The sequence below is a fragment of the Sphingomonas astragali genome, from assembly GCF_051400615.1.
Classification (GTDB): domain Bacteria; phylum Pseudomonadota; class Alphaproteobacteria; order Sphingomonadales; family Sphingomonadaceae; genus Sphingomonas.
This window is the reverse complement of the sequence record NZ_JBLFFH010000001.1, coordinates 1,245,552-1,259,095: the sequence shown is the minus strand read 5'-3', so window position 1 is coordinate 1,259,095 and position 13,544 is coordinate 1,245,552. Positions and strand designations below refer to the sequence as shown.

General features: G+C 71.0%; 10 protein-coding genes. 2 read left to right on the top strand and 8 right to left on the bottom strand.

Annotation, left to right across the window (positions count from 1 at the left end):
- Positions 1-11: 11 nt before the first annotated feature.
- From ACMGER_RS06220 to ACMGER_RS06210, 3 genes are all read right to left on the bottom strand, one after another.
- On the bottom strand, positions 12-1,385 hold the full coding sequence (locus ACMGER_RS06220) for a sensor histidine kinase (RefSeq protein WP_436811223.1): 1,374 nt from the start codon (positions 1,383-1,385) through the stop codon (positions 12-14).
- A gap of 115 nt (positions 1,386-1,500) precedes the next feature.
- Positions 1,501-2,184: a response regulator transcription factor gene (locus ACMGER_RS06215; RefSeq protein ID WP_436811222.1), complete on the bottom strand. Its 684-nt coding sequence runs from the start codon at positions 2,182-2,184 to the stop codon at positions 1,501-1,503.
- 22 nt (positions 2,185-2,206) lie between these two features.
- Positions 2,207-2,509, bottom strand: coding sequence for a hypothetical protein (locus ACMGER_RS06210; protein WP_436811221.1), 303 nt, complete (start codon positions 2,507-2,509; stop codon positions 2,207-2,209).
- A gap of 98 nt (positions 2,510-2,607) precedes the next feature.
- On the opposite strand from ACMGER_RS06210, the gene ACMGER_RS06205 reads away from it, so the two are divergent.
- Positions 2,608-4,386 (top strand): ABC-F family ATP-binding cassette domain-containing protein, encoded by a 1,779-nt coding sequence (locus tag ACMGER_RS06205; protein WP_436811220.1) that lies wholly within the window; start codon positions 2,608-2,610, stop codon positions 4,384-4,386.
- A 128-nt stretch (positions 4,387-4,514) separates the two neighbouring features.
- On the opposite strand, the gene ACMGER_RS06200 is transcribed toward ACMGER_RS06205, so the two are convergent.
- The 5 genes from ACMGER_RS06200 to ACMGER_RS06180 all read right to left on the bottom strand — a co-directional run bounded on the left by ACMGER_RS06200 (position 4,515) and on the right by ACMGER_RS06180 (position 12,204).
- On the bottom strand, positions 4,515-5,327 hold the full coding sequence (locus ACMGER_RS06200) for a DUF815 domain-containing protein (RefSeq protein WP_436811219.1): 813 nt from the start codon (positions 5,325-5,327) through the stop codon (positions 4,515-4,517).
- An 18-nt stretch (positions 5,328-5,345) separates the two neighbouring features.
- Entirely contained in the window at positions 5,346-7,352 is a 2,007-nt protein-coding gene (locus tag ACMGER_RS06195) for a tetratricopeptide repeat protein (protein WP_436811218.1), read from the bottom strand.
- An 88-nt stretch (positions 7,353-7,440) separates the two neighbouring features.
- Positions 7,441-8,793 carry a PEP-CTERM-box response regulator transcription factor gene (gene prsR / locus ACMGER_RS06190; protein ID WP_436811217.1) on the bottom strand — a complete coding sequence of 451 codons (1,353 nt, stop codon included), beginning with the start codon at positions 8,791-8,793 and terminating at the stop codon, positions 7,441-7,443.
- Positions 8,790-10,811 (bottom strand): XrtA/PEP-CTERM system histidine kinase PrsK, encoded by a 2,022-nt coding sequence (gene prsK, locus ACMGER_RS06185; protein ID WP_436811216.1) that lies wholly within the window; start codon positions 10,809-10,811, stop codon positions 8,790-8,792. The genes prsR and prsK overlap by 4 nt, the downstream gene beginning before the upstream one ends.
- A gap of 4 nt (positions 10,812-10,815) precedes the next feature.
- On the bottom strand, positions 10,816-12,204 hold the full coding sequence (locus tag ACMGER_RS06180; RefSeq protein WP_436811215.1) for a TIGR03013 family XrtA/PEP-CTERM system glycosyltransferase: 1,389 nt from the start codon (positions 12,202-12,204) through the stop codon (positions 10,816-10,818).
- 164 nt (positions 12,205-12,368) lie between these two features.
- Here ACMGER_RS06180 and ACMGER_RS06175 point away from each other — a divergent pair, with 164 nt between their 5' ends.
- Complete coding sequence (locus ACMGER_RS06175) at positions 12,369-13,421, top strand: mannose-1-phosphate guanylyltransferase/mannose-6-phosphate isomerase (protein ID WP_436811214.1); 1,053 nt, start codon at positions 12,369-12,371, stop codon at positions 13,419-13,421.
- Positions 13,422-13,544 lie beyond the last annotated feature (123 nt).

Sequence of the window (13,544 nt, the reverse complement as noted above, 5' to 3'; positions counted from 1 at the left end):
GGAGGAGCTGGTTACGCCAGCGGCAGCCTCAGGCGGACCAGCAGACCGCCGAGGTCCTCGCTTTCCTCCAGGCTCACCGTCCCGCCGTACAGCTCGGCCACGTCGCGCACGATCGCCAGTCCCAGCCCGGTTCCGGGCTTGCCGCTGTCGAGCCGCACGCCGCGGTCGAAGATGCGCAGGCGGTCGGCCTCGGGAATGCCGCGGCCGTCGTCCTCGACCATGATCTCGGCGAAACCCGCCTGCGCCGCGACGGTGATGAACACGCTCCCGCCGCCGTATTTGGCGGCATTCTCGACGAGGTTGCCGAGGATCTCGTCGAGGTCCTGACGCTCGATCCGGGCCTTCAGGTCCTTGGCGCCGTCGATGTCGATGCGGACGCTGGGGTAGAGGCGCGAGATCGCGCGCTCGACCGCCTCGACGCTCGTCCACAGCTCGGCCCGGCTGTGCGCACTGCCGCGGCGGCCGACCGCGCGGGCCCGCGCGAGATGATGGTCGACCTGGCGCCGCATCGTCCGCGCTTCGCGGATCACGGTATCGGCGAGGTCGGGCTGGCCCGCGGCGGCGGCGTTCATGATCACGGTGAGCGGCGTCTTCAGCGCATGGGCGAGGTTGCCGGCATGGCGGCGCGCCTCTTCGGCCTGGCGGTCGTTGTGCTCGATGAGGCCGTTCAGTTCCTCGACCATCGGCGCGACCTCGGCGGGCATGTTGCCCTCGACGCGCGAGGATGTCCCGGCGCGCATCCGCTGGATCTCCAGGCGGACCTTCCTCAGCGGCAGCAGGCCGTAGAAAGTCTGCAGCGTCACCATCACGATCAGCCCGAGCCCGAGCAGCAGGAAGCTGCGCACCAGCGTGCGGCGGAGCGCCGCGATCTGCGCGTCGAGGTAGCCGCGGTTCTGCGCGACCTGGAAGCGCCAGCGGATCGGCGACCCGGGCAGCTTGAGGTCGCGCTCGACCACGCGCAGCCGCTCGTCCGGGAACTGGCTCGAATCGTAGATATGGACGTCGCGGTCGCTGTGCTGCTGATCGGTGCGCAGCCGCCGGTCCCACAGCGAGCGTGACGGGAAGGGGTCGACGCCGTTGCCGCTCACCTGCCAATAGAGGCCCGAATTGGGCTCGAGGAAGCGCTGGTCGGCGAGCTGGCGATTGAACATCACCTCGCCTTCCGGCCCGATCTCCGCCGTGGCGACCAGGCTGGTCAGCAGGAAATCGAGCTGGTCGTCGAAGCTGCGCGTCACCGCGGAGGTCAGCACGCGATCGAGCGCGAACCCGCCGCCGGTGAGCAGCAGCAGGATCCACAATGCCGCGACGACGATCATCCGGCGCGACAGCGAGCCGGTGACGCGGACGTAAGGGCGTGGTGCGGATTCGGGGGCGGTGGTGGCCATCAGCTTCTCTCCCTCTCCCCTCCGGGGAGAGAGTCGGGGAGAGGGGCGGTGCCGCAAGCGAATCGCCGGTGGCCAGGCCCCTCACCCAACCCTCTCCCCAGAGGGGAGAGGGCTTTCACGCGCCGCTCGGCGGCCGCTCGCCGGGCTCGTCGAGCGAATAGCCGAGGCCGCGGATCGTCGAGATCACGTCGGCGCCGAGCTTCTTGCGGATGCGCGTCACGAACACCTCGATCGTGTTCGAATCGCGGTCGAAATCCTGGTCGTAGATATGCTCGATCAGCTCGGTGCGGCTCACCACCTTGCCCTTGTGATGGAGGAGGTAGGAGAGCAGCTTGTATTCCTGCGCGGTGAGCTTCACCGGCTCGCCCGCCTTGGTGACCTTGCCCGAGCGGGTGTCGAGGCGGATGTCGCCGGCGGTCAGCTCGGCGGAGGCGTTGCCCGAGGCGCGGCGGATCAGCGCGCGCAGGCGGGCGATCAGCTCCTCGGTCTGGAACGGCTTGGCGACATAGTCGTCGGCGCCGGCATCGAGCCCGGCGACCTTGTCCGACCAGCTGTCGCGCGCGGTCAGCACCAGGACCGGCGTGGTCTTGCCTTCCTTGCGCCAGCGGTCGAGCACGGTCAGCCCGTCGATCTCGGGCAGGCCGAGGTCGAGGATGATCGCGTCATAGTCCTCGGTCGAGCCCAGGAAATGCCCCTCCTCGCCGTCGGTGGCGAGGTCCACCGCATAGCCCGCACCCTCGAGCGTGTTGCGGAGCTGCTGACCGAGATTGGGTTCGTCTTCGACAATCAGAACGCGCATGTGTGTCTCCAGTGGGGGAGCGTCAGCTTCCGGTGCGGCCGATGATGGCCCCGGAGCGGCCGTCGACGCTGACCCAGATGACATTGCCATCGCGCAGGAACTTGAGCGTGTAAACCTGCGTCCCTGAATCGAAGTCGAAGCCGATGTACTGCGCCCCCTTCATCTTCGGCACGACGCGGCGCTCGATCTCGCGAAGCGACAGGAGCCGGCCCTGCTCGCGCGCCTCGCGCGCGGCGTCCTGGTCGCCGCGGCGATGCCGCTGCGCACCAGCGTCGCCCGTACCGGCGAGCGCGATCGCAAGCCCGATCGAGAGAATTCCCACCATCTTCATATGGCTGTCGCATAGGCAGCGTGCGTTGAACAGCCCGTGAATGTCGACGAAATCTTGCCGCAGGCGCGAACGGTCCTTAGGTCGCGACCATCATGGCTGCTCCCATCCTCGCCTATGAAGGCCTCGGGCTCGTGCAGGGCTCGGGCTGGCTGTTTCGCGGGCTCGATCTCTATATCGGCGCGCGCGATCGGCTGGCGCTGATCGGGCGCAACGGTGCGGGCAAGACCACGCTGCTCAAGCTGATCGCCGACCGCATCGAGGCGGACGAGGGCCGCCGCACGATCGTGCCCGGCACCAATGTCGTGATGCTCGAGCAAGAGCCCGATATGGAGGGCGCGAAGACGCTGCTCGACTTCGTGCTGTCGGGCGCCGACGCGCCGCCCAGGCACGAGGCGGAGGCGATCGCCGGCCAGCTCGGCATCGACCTCGACCGCGAGGCGGCGACCGCCTCGGGCGGCGAGCGGCGGCGCGCGGCGATCGCGCGGGCGCTGGCGCAGAACCCGGACGTATTGCTGCTCGACGAGCCGACCAACCATCTCGACCTCGCCGCGATCGACTGGCTGGAGGAGTGGCTCAACCGCTACACCGGTGCGTTCATCGTCATCAGCCACGACCGCACCTTCCTGACCCGCCTCACCCGTCAGACCCTGTGGCTCGATCGCGGCAGCATCCGCCGCAACGAGATCGGCTTCGGCGGCTTCGAGGCGTGGATGGAGGCGGTCTATGCCGAGGAGGCGCGCGCGGCGGAGAAGCTCGACGCCAAATTGAAGCTCGAGCTGCATTGGCTCCAGCGCGGCGTCACCGCGCGGCGGCGGCGCAACCAGGGGCGGCTGGAGAAGCTCAACCAGATGCGCGCCCAGCGCGCCTCGATGCTGGGGCCGCAGGGCACCGCCAAGCTCGGCATCGCCACCGACGACGTGCGCACCAAGAGCGTGATCACCGCCGACCGGGTGGCGAAGCGGTTCGGTGAACGTACCATCATCAAGGACTTCAGCCTGCGCATCCAGCGCGGCGACCGCATCGGCATCGTCGGCGCCAACGGCGCGGGCAAGACCACGCTGATCAGGCTGCTGACCGGCGAGATCGCGCCCGACGAGGGGACGGTGACGCTCGCCAGGACGCTCGACGGGGTGATCATCGACCAGCAGCGCAAGCTGATGGCGCCCGACAAGCGCGTGCGCGACGTGCTCGCCGACGGCGGCGACTGGATCGAGGTGCGCGGGGTCAAGAAGCACATCCAGGGCTATCTCAAGGAGTTCCTGTTCGATCCCGGCCTCGCCGATGCGCGCGTCGGCACGCTGTCGGGCGGCGAGCGCTCGCGGCTGCTGCTGGCGCGCGAATTCGCCCGCGCCTCCAACCTGCTGGTGCTCGACGAGCCGACCAACGACCTCGACCTCGAGACGCTCGACCTGCTCCAGGAAGTGATCGCGGATTACGAGGGCACGGTGCTGATCGTCAGCCACGACCGTGACTTCCTCGACCGCACGGTGACGGTGACCTTGGGACTCGACGGTTCGGGCACGGTCGACATCGTCGCGGGCGGCTATGCCGATTGGGAAGCCAAGCGAAAGCCCAGGGCGCAGGCCAAGGCCGCGGCGAAAACGGCGGCCGCGCCGCCTCCCCCGCCGCCGATGCGGACCAAGCTCAGCTACAAGGACCAGCGCGACTACGACCTGCTGCCGAAGCGCATCGAGGAGCTCGACGCGACGATCGCGCGCGACGAGGCGGCGCTGGCCGATCCGGAGCTCTACGCGCGCGATCCCGGGAAGTTCGACGCGCTGATGAAGGCGATCGCCGCCGCGCGCGAGGAGAAGGACGCGGCCGAGCTGCGGTGGCTGGAGCTCGCCGAGCAAGTCGAGACGCTTGGTTAGTATCTGTCGAGATAAATAGAATCGTGCTCCTGCGAAGGCAGGAGCCCTGGACTACCGGATGTCGCCTGCGGCCTGCGCTCCTGCCTTCGCAGGAGCACGTTACGACTTCGATCCGAACGAGACGGCCTCTAGCTCGTCCTGCCCCGATCGATCGCCACCCCGGCGCGGCCGGCGAGGTCGATGACATACTGCCAGGCCACCCGTCCCGAGCGGCTGCCGCGCCGCGTCGCCCAGCCGACCGCGTCGGCGGGATCGAACGGCAGGCCGTAGCTGGTCGCGTAGCGCTCGATGATCGCCAGATAGGTATCCTGGTCGATCACATGGAAGCCGAGGCTGAGCCCGAACCGGTCGGCCAGCGCCAGCGCGTCGTCGACCGCATCGCGCGGATTGATCGCGCTTTCCTGCTCGGCGATGTCGCGCGGCACGAGATGGCGGCGGTTCGAGGTGACCGCCAGCCGAACGTTGCCGGGCCGCGCCTCCGCGCCGCCCTCCAGCAGCGAGCGCAGCGCGCGCGCCTCGCTCGGCGCAGAGAAGCCGAGATCGTCGATGAACACCGCAAAGGCGCGCTTCACCGGAGCGAGCGCGGCGAACAGCCTGGGCAGGCTGTCGAGCGACGCGGCGGCGACCTCGATCAGCGCGAGGCCGGTCGCGGCGGCGGCGCTCGCGACCAGCGCCGACTTGCCGGTGCCGCGCGCGCCCCACAGCAATACGTCGTGCGCGGCATGGCCGGCGGCGAGGCGGCGGAAATTCTCGATGAGCGCCGTCTTCTGCGCGTCCATGCCGGTCAGCATGTCGAGCGGCAGCGGCGCGAAGCCGCGCGCCGCCTCCAGCACCTCGCCGTGCCAGAGATAGGCGGGGTGGACGAGCGGATCGGCGGATGCGGGCGGCGGCGGGGCGAGCCGCTCCAACGCGGCGGCGATCCTTTCGAGCGGGTCGATCATGGCGCCCGCTTAGCGGGGTCAGCCGGCCGCGACCAGCTTCCGCGCCGCCTCGCGATCGCCGAAGCGCGGATCGGCCAGCGCCGCCAGCGCCTGGGCGCGGGCATCCTGGGCGCGGCCGAGATCGGCGTAGAGCTGCGCGAGATGCCAGCGCAGCGTCGCATGACGGGGCGCGATCGCCACCGCCTTCTCGAGGAGCTGGCGTGCCCCTTCGGTGTCGCCCGCGCCGTAGAGCGCCCAGCCATAGGCGTCGGCCGCCGCGGCATTGGCAGGGGCGAGCGCATAGGCGGCGGCGGCGTAGCTCGCGGCGGTCTCCTCCTCGCCGGCGCCGTCATAGGCATAGGCAAGCTCGGCGAGCAGCGCCGCGTCGCGGTCGCCGAGCCGGGCGCGCAGCCCCTCCAGCGTATCGATCGCCGCGTCATGGTCGCCCGCCGCGATCTGCCAATGTGCGGCGAGGCGGAGCGCAGCGACGTTGGCCGGGTTCTGCGACAGGAACAGCGCGAGCGCGTTCGCCGCCTCCTCGCGCCGTCCCGCCATGTCGAGCGCCTCGGTGAGCCGCAGCATCGTCGGCTCGTCAAAATTGAGCGAGGCGGCGCGGCGGAAGGCGGCGACCGCATCCGCCGGCCGGCCCAGCGCCATCAGCGTGTCGCCGAGTACCAGCGCCGCCTTGGGCGAGCCGCGATTGGCGGCCGCCACCGCCTGCGCCCGGACAAGCGCGCCGGCACGGTCGCCGGCCTCGAGTTGGGCGCGGATCAACGGGATCGCGCTCGACGGTTCGCCGGCCGGATCGTTGCCGGCGGCCGCGGCGAGCACCGGCACGCTGTCGTCCGAGCTGAAGCTGGTCGAATCCGCGCGGCCGGGGTGCGCGGCGCGATCGAGCAGGACCGCGGCACGCTGCCGGTCGCCGAGCCGCTCGAACGCCCGCGCCGCCAGCGTCAGCGTATAGCTGTCGGCATCGCCGCGCTCCGCCACCGGCTGGATGATGTCGAGCGCGTTGCGTGCGGCGCCGAGCCGCAGCAGCGCCAGGGCGAGGAGCTGGCGCGCGCGGATGTTCATCGGCTGGATCGCAACGAGATTGCGCAGCTTGGTGACCGCCTGCTCGGCCGCGCCATCCTCCAGATCGAGCGTCGCGCCGAGCTGGAGCGGCCCCGGCGTGCCGTCGAGCGCGCCGCCGGTCGCCTCCATCAGATCGCGCGCGAGGCCGGTGTTGCCCGCGCGCGCCGCCATCACCGCGAGCAGGTAGAGCAGCTGCGGGCTGCCGGGACGAACGGCGAGCGCGCGGCGGGCGACGGCGAGCATCTCGGTATTGCGGCCGGCGTCGCCGAGCGTAGCCGCATAGTCGAGCAGGACCGGATAGCTGTCGGGATCGCGCTTCAGCGCAGCCTCGAACCACGGCAGCGATGCGATCAGGCCGAATTGGTCGCGCACGAGCTGGGCGCGCAGCAGCAGCGCCGGGGTGTTGTCGCCGTCGAGCGCGACCGCGCGCGCTGCCGCCTCGATCGCACCCGCGACGTCGCCGATGCTCCGGCGGAAGCGGCCGAGGTCGGTCCAGACGGCACTGTCGCCGGGCGCGCGCGCGACCGCCTGACCGAACAGGTCGTTCGCCGCGGCGGGATTGTCCATCGCCGCGAGCGCGCGCGCCTGGATGCGTAGGCCGTAGGTCCAATAGGCGGGCGCGGTCCGCTTCGCGAGCGCCAGCGCCTGCCGCGGATCGCCCTGGAGCAGCCGGGCATGGGCGAGGAGCTGCTGAGCGCGGCGCATGTCGAAGCCGTTGTCGCGCGCCTTGCCGAGCTCGGCCTCGGCGGCGATGCCGTCCTCCTCGGCCAGCGCCGCCCGCGCGAGCACCGCATGGGCGAGTCCCCAGCCCGGATCGGCCTTCACGGCCGACGTGGCGAGGGCGCGGGCGGTCGAGGCATTGCCCTGGTCGAGCGCAGCGAGCGCGCGGCCGAGCGTGGCGCGCGCGGAGCCGGCATCGGCGCGGAGCGGCGCAGGGTCGAGACAGAACGCCAGCACGACGACAGCCACCATCGCGCTCCCACGCAGGCGGGAGCCCAGCGCCGCCAGCGACGTTCCCGGGACCCCTGGGCTCCCGCCTGCGCGCGAGCACATGCTGAGATCATGGCTGGAGGTCATAGGCCCTCATCAGATCATAGAGGGTGGGGCGGCTGATCCCGAGCAGCCGGGCGGTGCCCGAGATATTGCCGTCGGCGCGGGCGAGCGCGTGGCGAATCGCTTTGCGGTCGGCCGCCTCGCGCACCGCCTTGAGGTTGATCGGCAGGTGATCCTCCGCGAGCGGGGCGAGATCGAGGTCGGCGGCGGTGACGCGGGCGCCGTCGGCCATGATCACCGCGCGCTTCACCCGATTCTCCAACTCGCGGACGTTGCCGGGCCAGCTCCAGGCGTCGATCGCGGCGAGCGCGTCGGGCGCGAAGCCTTTGACCGCACTCTTCATCTCACCCGCATGTTTCCGGAGGAAATGCCGCGCGAGCAGGCCGGCGTCGCCCGGCCGCTCGGCGAGTGCAGGGATGCGCACGACGATCTCGGCAAGGCGATAGTAGAGGTCCTCGCGGAAGCTGCCGCCCGCGACCATCGCGTCGATGTCGCGATGCGTCGCGCAGACGATGCGGGTGTCGACCGCGATCGGCCTGCGCCCGCCGATCCGCTCGATCACCCGTTCCTGCAGGAAGCGCAGCAGCTTGACCTGGAGCGGCAGCGGCACGTCGCCGATCTCGTCGAGGAACAGCGTGCCGCCGTGCGCCGCCTCGATCTTGCCCTCGGTGGTCTTGACCGCGCCGGTGAAGGCGCCCTTCTCGTGCCCGAACAGCTCGCTTTCGAGCAGCGTCTCGGGGATCGCCGCGCAGTTGATCGCGACGAAGGCGCCGCGGCGGCGCGAGCCGGCCTCGTGCAGCCCGCGCGCGAGCAGCTCCTTGCCCGTGCCGGAGGCGCCGAGCAGCATCACCGACACATCGGCGCCGGCGACGCGCTCGATGGTGCGCGTGACCTTCAGCATCTCCGGCGCCGCGGTGATCATGCCGCCGAGCGCGGCGCGCGGCACCGCTTCGGCCAGCCGACGGTTCTCCGCCTCCAGCGCATGGACGTGGAAGGCGCGCGCGACGATCAGGCCGAGCGCGTCGATGTCGATCGGCTTCGAATAGAAATCCCACGCCCCCGCGGCGATCGCGTCCCGCGCGCTGTCCCGCGCACCGTGGCCAGAGGCGACGACCACCTTGGCGTCCGGCTTCAGTTCGAGGATCGCCCGGAGCGTCGCGAAACCCTCGCCGGTGCCGTCCGGATCGGGCGGCAGGCCGAGGTCGAGCGTCACCACCGCCGGCTCCTCCGCGCGCAGTAGCGCGATCGCGCTCTCGCGGTCGGCGGCGACATGCACCTCATAGCCCTCATAGGCCCAGCGCAGCTGGCGCTGGAGCGCGAGGTCGTCCTCGACGATCAGCAGCTTCCTGGTCTCGTTCATGCGGCCACCCTGGAGGCGAGCGCTGCCGGCAGGATCACGCGGAAGGCCGAGCCCGCACCCTCGCGGCTGTCGACCTCGATATGCCCGCCCATGCCCTCAGCGAGCTGCCGCGCCTCGAATGCGCCGATGCCGAAGCCGCCGGGCTTGGTCGAGGCGAAGGGCCGGAACAGCCGCTCGCGCATGAACGCGGGCGACATGCCGCAGCCATGATCGATCACCGCGATCGTCACCCCGTCCACGCCGGGCTCGACCGCGATCGTGACCGGATCGGCGGCGGCGCTGGCGTCGATCGCGTTCTGGACGAGATGGCCGAGCAGCTGCTCCAGTCGGCTCGGGTCGGCGAGCGCGACCACGCGCTGCGGTCCCGCCACCACGACCGGATGCTGCGCGCGGCGCGCCGCGGCAATACGCGCGGCGACCTCGGTCACGTCGACCGCGACCGGCGGCTCGGCCGCGGCGCGGGTGCTGGCGAGCAGACGGCCGAGCAACGCGTTGAGCTTGCCCGCCGAATCCTGGAGCGTCGCCACCATGTCGGCGCGGAAGGCGGGATTGTCGGCGTGGCGCTCGGCATTGCGGGCGACGAGGCTGAGGCCGCTCACCAGATTCTTGATGTCGTGGACGATGAAGGCGAAGCGGCGGTTGAACTCGTCGAACCGCTCGGTCTCGGCGAGCGCCTCCTGCGCGCGTGCCTCGGCGAGATAGCTCGCGACCTGACGGCCGGCGATGCGGAGCAGGTCGAAATCCTCCCAATCCAGCGCCCGGTCGACCGGCGGGCGCGCGAGCACGATCGCGCCGACCGGCGTGCCCAGGTGGAGGAGCGGCACCACCGCCCAGGCGTCGCGCTCGTCGAGCAGCCACTGCGGCACGATGTCGCTCTCGTCGCCGCCGCGACGGGCGCGGTCGAGCTCGACGATGCGCTCGCTCCGGGCGAGGTGACGCGCGAAGACCGCGTCGGCGCCGGTGCACGGCAGCTCGCCGTTCCAGTTCCAGCCGGTGCCGATGCCGAGTCCCGCCCCCTCGGGCACCAGCAGCAGCCCGGCGGGGGAATCGGTGAGGTCGGCAACCGCCTTGACCACGCGCTCGGCGAGCGGCGCGGCGCGATCGGGCTTGCCGAGCGTGCCGGTGAAGCGGATCCACTCCGCACGATAGTCGTAGCGGTGGCGGAAGAAGTGCTTGGCGATCGTGACTCGCGTCCAGGCGCGCAGCCACGGCGTCGCCACCAGCGTCAGCACCGCGGCGGTCGAGCCGAACACGAAGGCGGTCTGCCACATCCGCGCCATCGCGCCGCCGACCGCGCCCAACAGGCTCGTGCCGGTGGCGAGCAGCGCGAAATAGGCGCCGATCGCGACCAGCGACAGCGAGCGATAGGCGACGGCGTGGGAGATGCGCACCTCGCCGCGCGCATCGCGCTGGATCGCCGCGCCGGTCAGCGCCGCCGCCAGCACCATTCCCGCGCCGTGCACCGGGGCGAGCGCGGTCGGCCAGGCTTCGAGCAGATAGGCGATGGCGGCGAAGGCGAGATCGGCGAGCCACACCGCGGCCAGGCCGATCGCGAGCAGGCGGACGTTGCCGCGCCCGTCCTCGGCATCGAGCTGCTGGAGCAGCACCAGCGCGCCGACCGCCACCATCATCCGCAGCAGCGTGCCGGCATTGGCTACGCCCGCATCCTCACGCGGTCCGACCACGCCGACGGCGAGCAGCATCGCCGCGACCGCGATCAGCGCGACCACGCCATAGACGGCGATCACTCCCGCCGCCGCCCGCGGGGCACCCTGCCGGCCGAGCGCGAACATGAAGCCGAGCAGCGCCAGCGCGCGCGCGCCCTCGGCGAGCTGCGTGCCCGGCGCATTGCCGCCGAGCCCGGCGGCCGCGAGCGCCCATGTCGCCAGCGCCGCCAACGCCACGACCAGCGGCCAGCGCGGCAGCACGACCCGCGCGCTCCGTGCCGCCCACAGCGCGACGGCGGCGAACAGCAGCGCCGCCAGCGCATGGCTCCACAGGGTCAGCGTCTCGGCCATCGCCTCAGCGCGCGCCCTCCGGGAACAGCACCACCCGCACGGTCTGGAGCAGGATCAGCAGGTCGAGGAAGGGGGAGTAGTTCTTAGCATAGTAGAGGTCGTATTCGAGCTTCTGCCGCGCGTCCTCGATCGAGGCGCCATAGGGATAGTTGATCTGCGCCCAGCCGGTGATGCCCGGCTTCACCATGTGCCGTTCGGCGTAGTAGGGGAGCTTGGCCTCCAGGTCGTCGACGAACTGCGGCCGTTCCGGACGGGGGCCGACGAAGCTCATCTCGCCCTTGAGGACGCTCCAGCATTGCGGCAGCTCGTCGATCCGCACCTTGCGGATGAAGCGGCCGATGCGGGTGACGCGCGGGTCATCCCGCTCCGCCCATACCGCCTGGCCCTGCACTTCGGCGTCGGTGCGCATCGAGCGCAGCTTGATGATCGAGAAGGGCGTGCCGTAGAGCCCGACGCGGAGCTGGCGGTAGAAGGCCGGTCCCTTGCTGTCGAGCTTCACCGCGATCGCAGCGAGGGCGATGACCGGCAGGGTCAGCGCCAGCAGGATCAGGCTGGCGGCGATGTCGAACAGCCGCTTGAACACGCTCGACAGCATCCGGCTCGACGAGAAGCCGTCGGAGAAGATCAGCCACGAGGGATTGACGCTGTCGAGATCGACCCGGCCGGTCTCGCGCTCGAGGAAGGTCGAGATCTCGTTGACGTGGACGCCGGTGGTCTTGATGCGCAGGAGGTCCTTGAGCGGGAGCGCGTTGCGGCGCTCCTCCAGCGCCAGCACCACCTCGCTCGCGCTCAGCAGCACGACATGGTCGGCGAGGTTGTAGATGGCGTCGCGCGCGATCGCCTCGGGGATCACGCGATTGCCCTCGCTCATGCTGACATAGCCGACCACGGCGAAGCCGGCGCCGGGCCTTGCCGCAAGCGCCTTCAGCCGCGCCGCGCGCGGGCCGGCGCCGAGCACGACGACGCGGCGCTTGAACGCCTGGCTGCCGAGCGCCTTGCCGATCAGGACGCGCAGGAACGTGAGGCCGGCGACCGCGAGGCCCATGGCATAGAGCAGGTTCGACCGCCACAGGCTGAGGTCGGGCAGGATGAAGAACAGCGCGCTGAGCGCCAGCACGCCGATCGCGACGCCGACGCTGAGCCGTACCACCGCATAGCGGATCGATTGCAGCGATTCGGCGCCATAGACACCGACCGCGACCATCGCGGTCTCGACCGTCAGGACGAAGGTGAGGAGTTGGGCGGTGCGGGTATGGACCGGTTCGATGGCCATGCCGATCTGGTGCGCGCGCAGCGTCCAGCCGAGCTCGCCGGCGAGCGCCAGCACGACGAGGTCGAACAGGCCGAGCAGCAGCACCGCATTCGGCACGTAATGCTTGAACAGCCTGATCATCGCGCTCGCCGCGCTCCCGACATCCGAGTGTAAACTTTGCCGACACGGCTCTCGCGCAAATTGGCGAAGAAATGCTGAACGGCGGCGGGAAATCGACGGCGGTACGGGCGTTGGACAAGGTAGGGGCGTCCGCTACATCCATCGCAACAGGAGAACTGTCCGTCATGACCGAGGCCAGGCCGATCATTCCCGTGATCCTCTCAGGGGGTTCGGGCACCCGGCTCTGGCCCATGTCCCGTCCGGAGCGGCCCAAGCAGCTCCTGGCGCTCACCGCCGAGGAGACGATGCTGCAGCTCACCGCAAAGCGTTGCGGCGGCGAGCGCTTCACCGCGCCGATCGTGGTCGCCAATGCCTTCCACGCCGACGAGATCGAGCAGCAGCTCGCCGCAGTCGAGGGTTCGGCGCGCGCGCTGGTGCTGGAGCCGATGGGGCGCAACACCGCGCCGGCGATCGCGCTGGCGGCGATCGCGGCCGGCGGCGGGCACGACCCGCTGCTGGTGATGCCGTCCGACCATGTCATCGGCGACGTCGCCGCCTTCCACGCCGCGATCCATGCCGCGCTGCCGCTGGTCGACGAGGGCTGGCTGGTCACCTTCGGCATCACCCCGGACGCACCCGAGACCGGCTATGGCTATATCCGGATCGGCGAGGAGGTCGCGCCCGGCGTCCACAAGGTCGACCGCTTCATCGAGAAGCCGCCGCGCGAGGCCGCCGAGGCGATGCTGGCGCAGGGCGGCCATGCCTGGAACGGCGGCATCTTCCTGTTCCGCGCCGACATGTACCTGGGCGCGCTCGCGGTGCACGCCCCCGACATGCTCGTCGCCGCGCAGGAGGCGATGGCCGGGGCACGACGCGACGGTGTGCGGATCTGGCCGGACGAGGAGGCCTTTGCCAGGTCGCCGGCGGATTCGATCGACTATGCGGTGATGGAGAAGGCGGCGCGGGTCGCGGTGGTGCCGGTCAGCATGGGCTGGAGCGACGTCGGCTCCTGGGACGCGCTGCACGCGATCAGTCAGCTCGACGAAGGCGGCAACGCCCACCAGGGCGAAGTGATCGCGATCGACACCAGGAACTGCTTCGTCCGTTCGGACGGCGTGCGGATCGCGCTGGTCGGGGTCGAGGATCTGATCGTGGTGGCGAGCGGCGACGACGTGCTGATCGCGCCGCGCGGGCGCAGCCAGGAGATCAGGAAGATCATCGAGGCGCTGAAGCGGTGACAGGGTAGGCCAATCGCAAGGCCGCCCTCGTCCGGCCGAGGCACTGGCCCGACCCCGTCACCGCCTGGTCGCCTGGGTGACCGGCAAGCACCCCGCCCCCCTGCGCCGATGCGGCGGGACGCT

Excerpts from the sequence above, each read along its gene's own strand:
- ACMGER_RS06200 (WP_436811219.1), bottom strand. The coding sequence starts at position 5,327 with ATGATCGACCCGCTCGAAAGGATCGCCGCCGCGTTGGAGCGGCTCGCC.
- ACMGER_RS06180 (WP_436811215.1), bottom strand. The coding sequence starts at position 12,204 with ATGATCAGGCTGTTCAAGCATTACGTGCCGAATGCGGTGCTGCTGCTC.
- ACMGER_RS06210 (WP_436811221.1), bottom strand. The coding sequence starts at position 2,509 with ATGGTGGGAATTCTCTCGATCGGGCTTGCGATCGCGCTCGCCGGTACG.
- ACMGER_RS06215 (WP_436811222.1), bottom strand. The coding sequence starts at position 2,184 with ATGCGCGTTCTGATTGTCGAAGACGAACCCAATCTCGGTCAGCAGCTC.
- prsR (WP_436811217.1), bottom strand. The coding sequence starts at position 8,793 with ATGAACGAGACCAGGAAGCTGCTGATCGTCGAGGACGACCTCGCGCTC.
- ACMGER_RS06195 (WP_436811218.1), bottom strand. The coding sequence starts at position 7,352 with ATGGTGGCTGTCGTCGTGCTGGCGTTCTGTCTCGACCCTGCGCCGCTC.
- ACMGER_RS06205 (WP_436811220.1), top strand. The coding sequence starts at position 2,608 with ATGGCTGCTCCCATCCTCGCCTATGAAGGCCTCGGGCTCGTGCAGGGC.
- ACMGER_RS06220 (WP_436811223.1), bottom strand. The coding sequence starts at position 1,385 with ATGGCCACCACCGCCCCCGAATCCGCACCACGCCCTTACGTCCGCGTC.
- prsK (WP_436811216.1), bottom strand. The coding sequence starts at position 10,811 with ATGGCCGAGACGCTGACCCTGTGGAGCCATGCGCTGGCGGCGCTGCTG.
- ACMGER_RS06175 (WP_436811214.1), top strand. The coding sequence starts at position 12,369 with ATGACCGAGGCCAGGCCGATCATTCCCGTGATCCTCTCAGGGGGTTCG.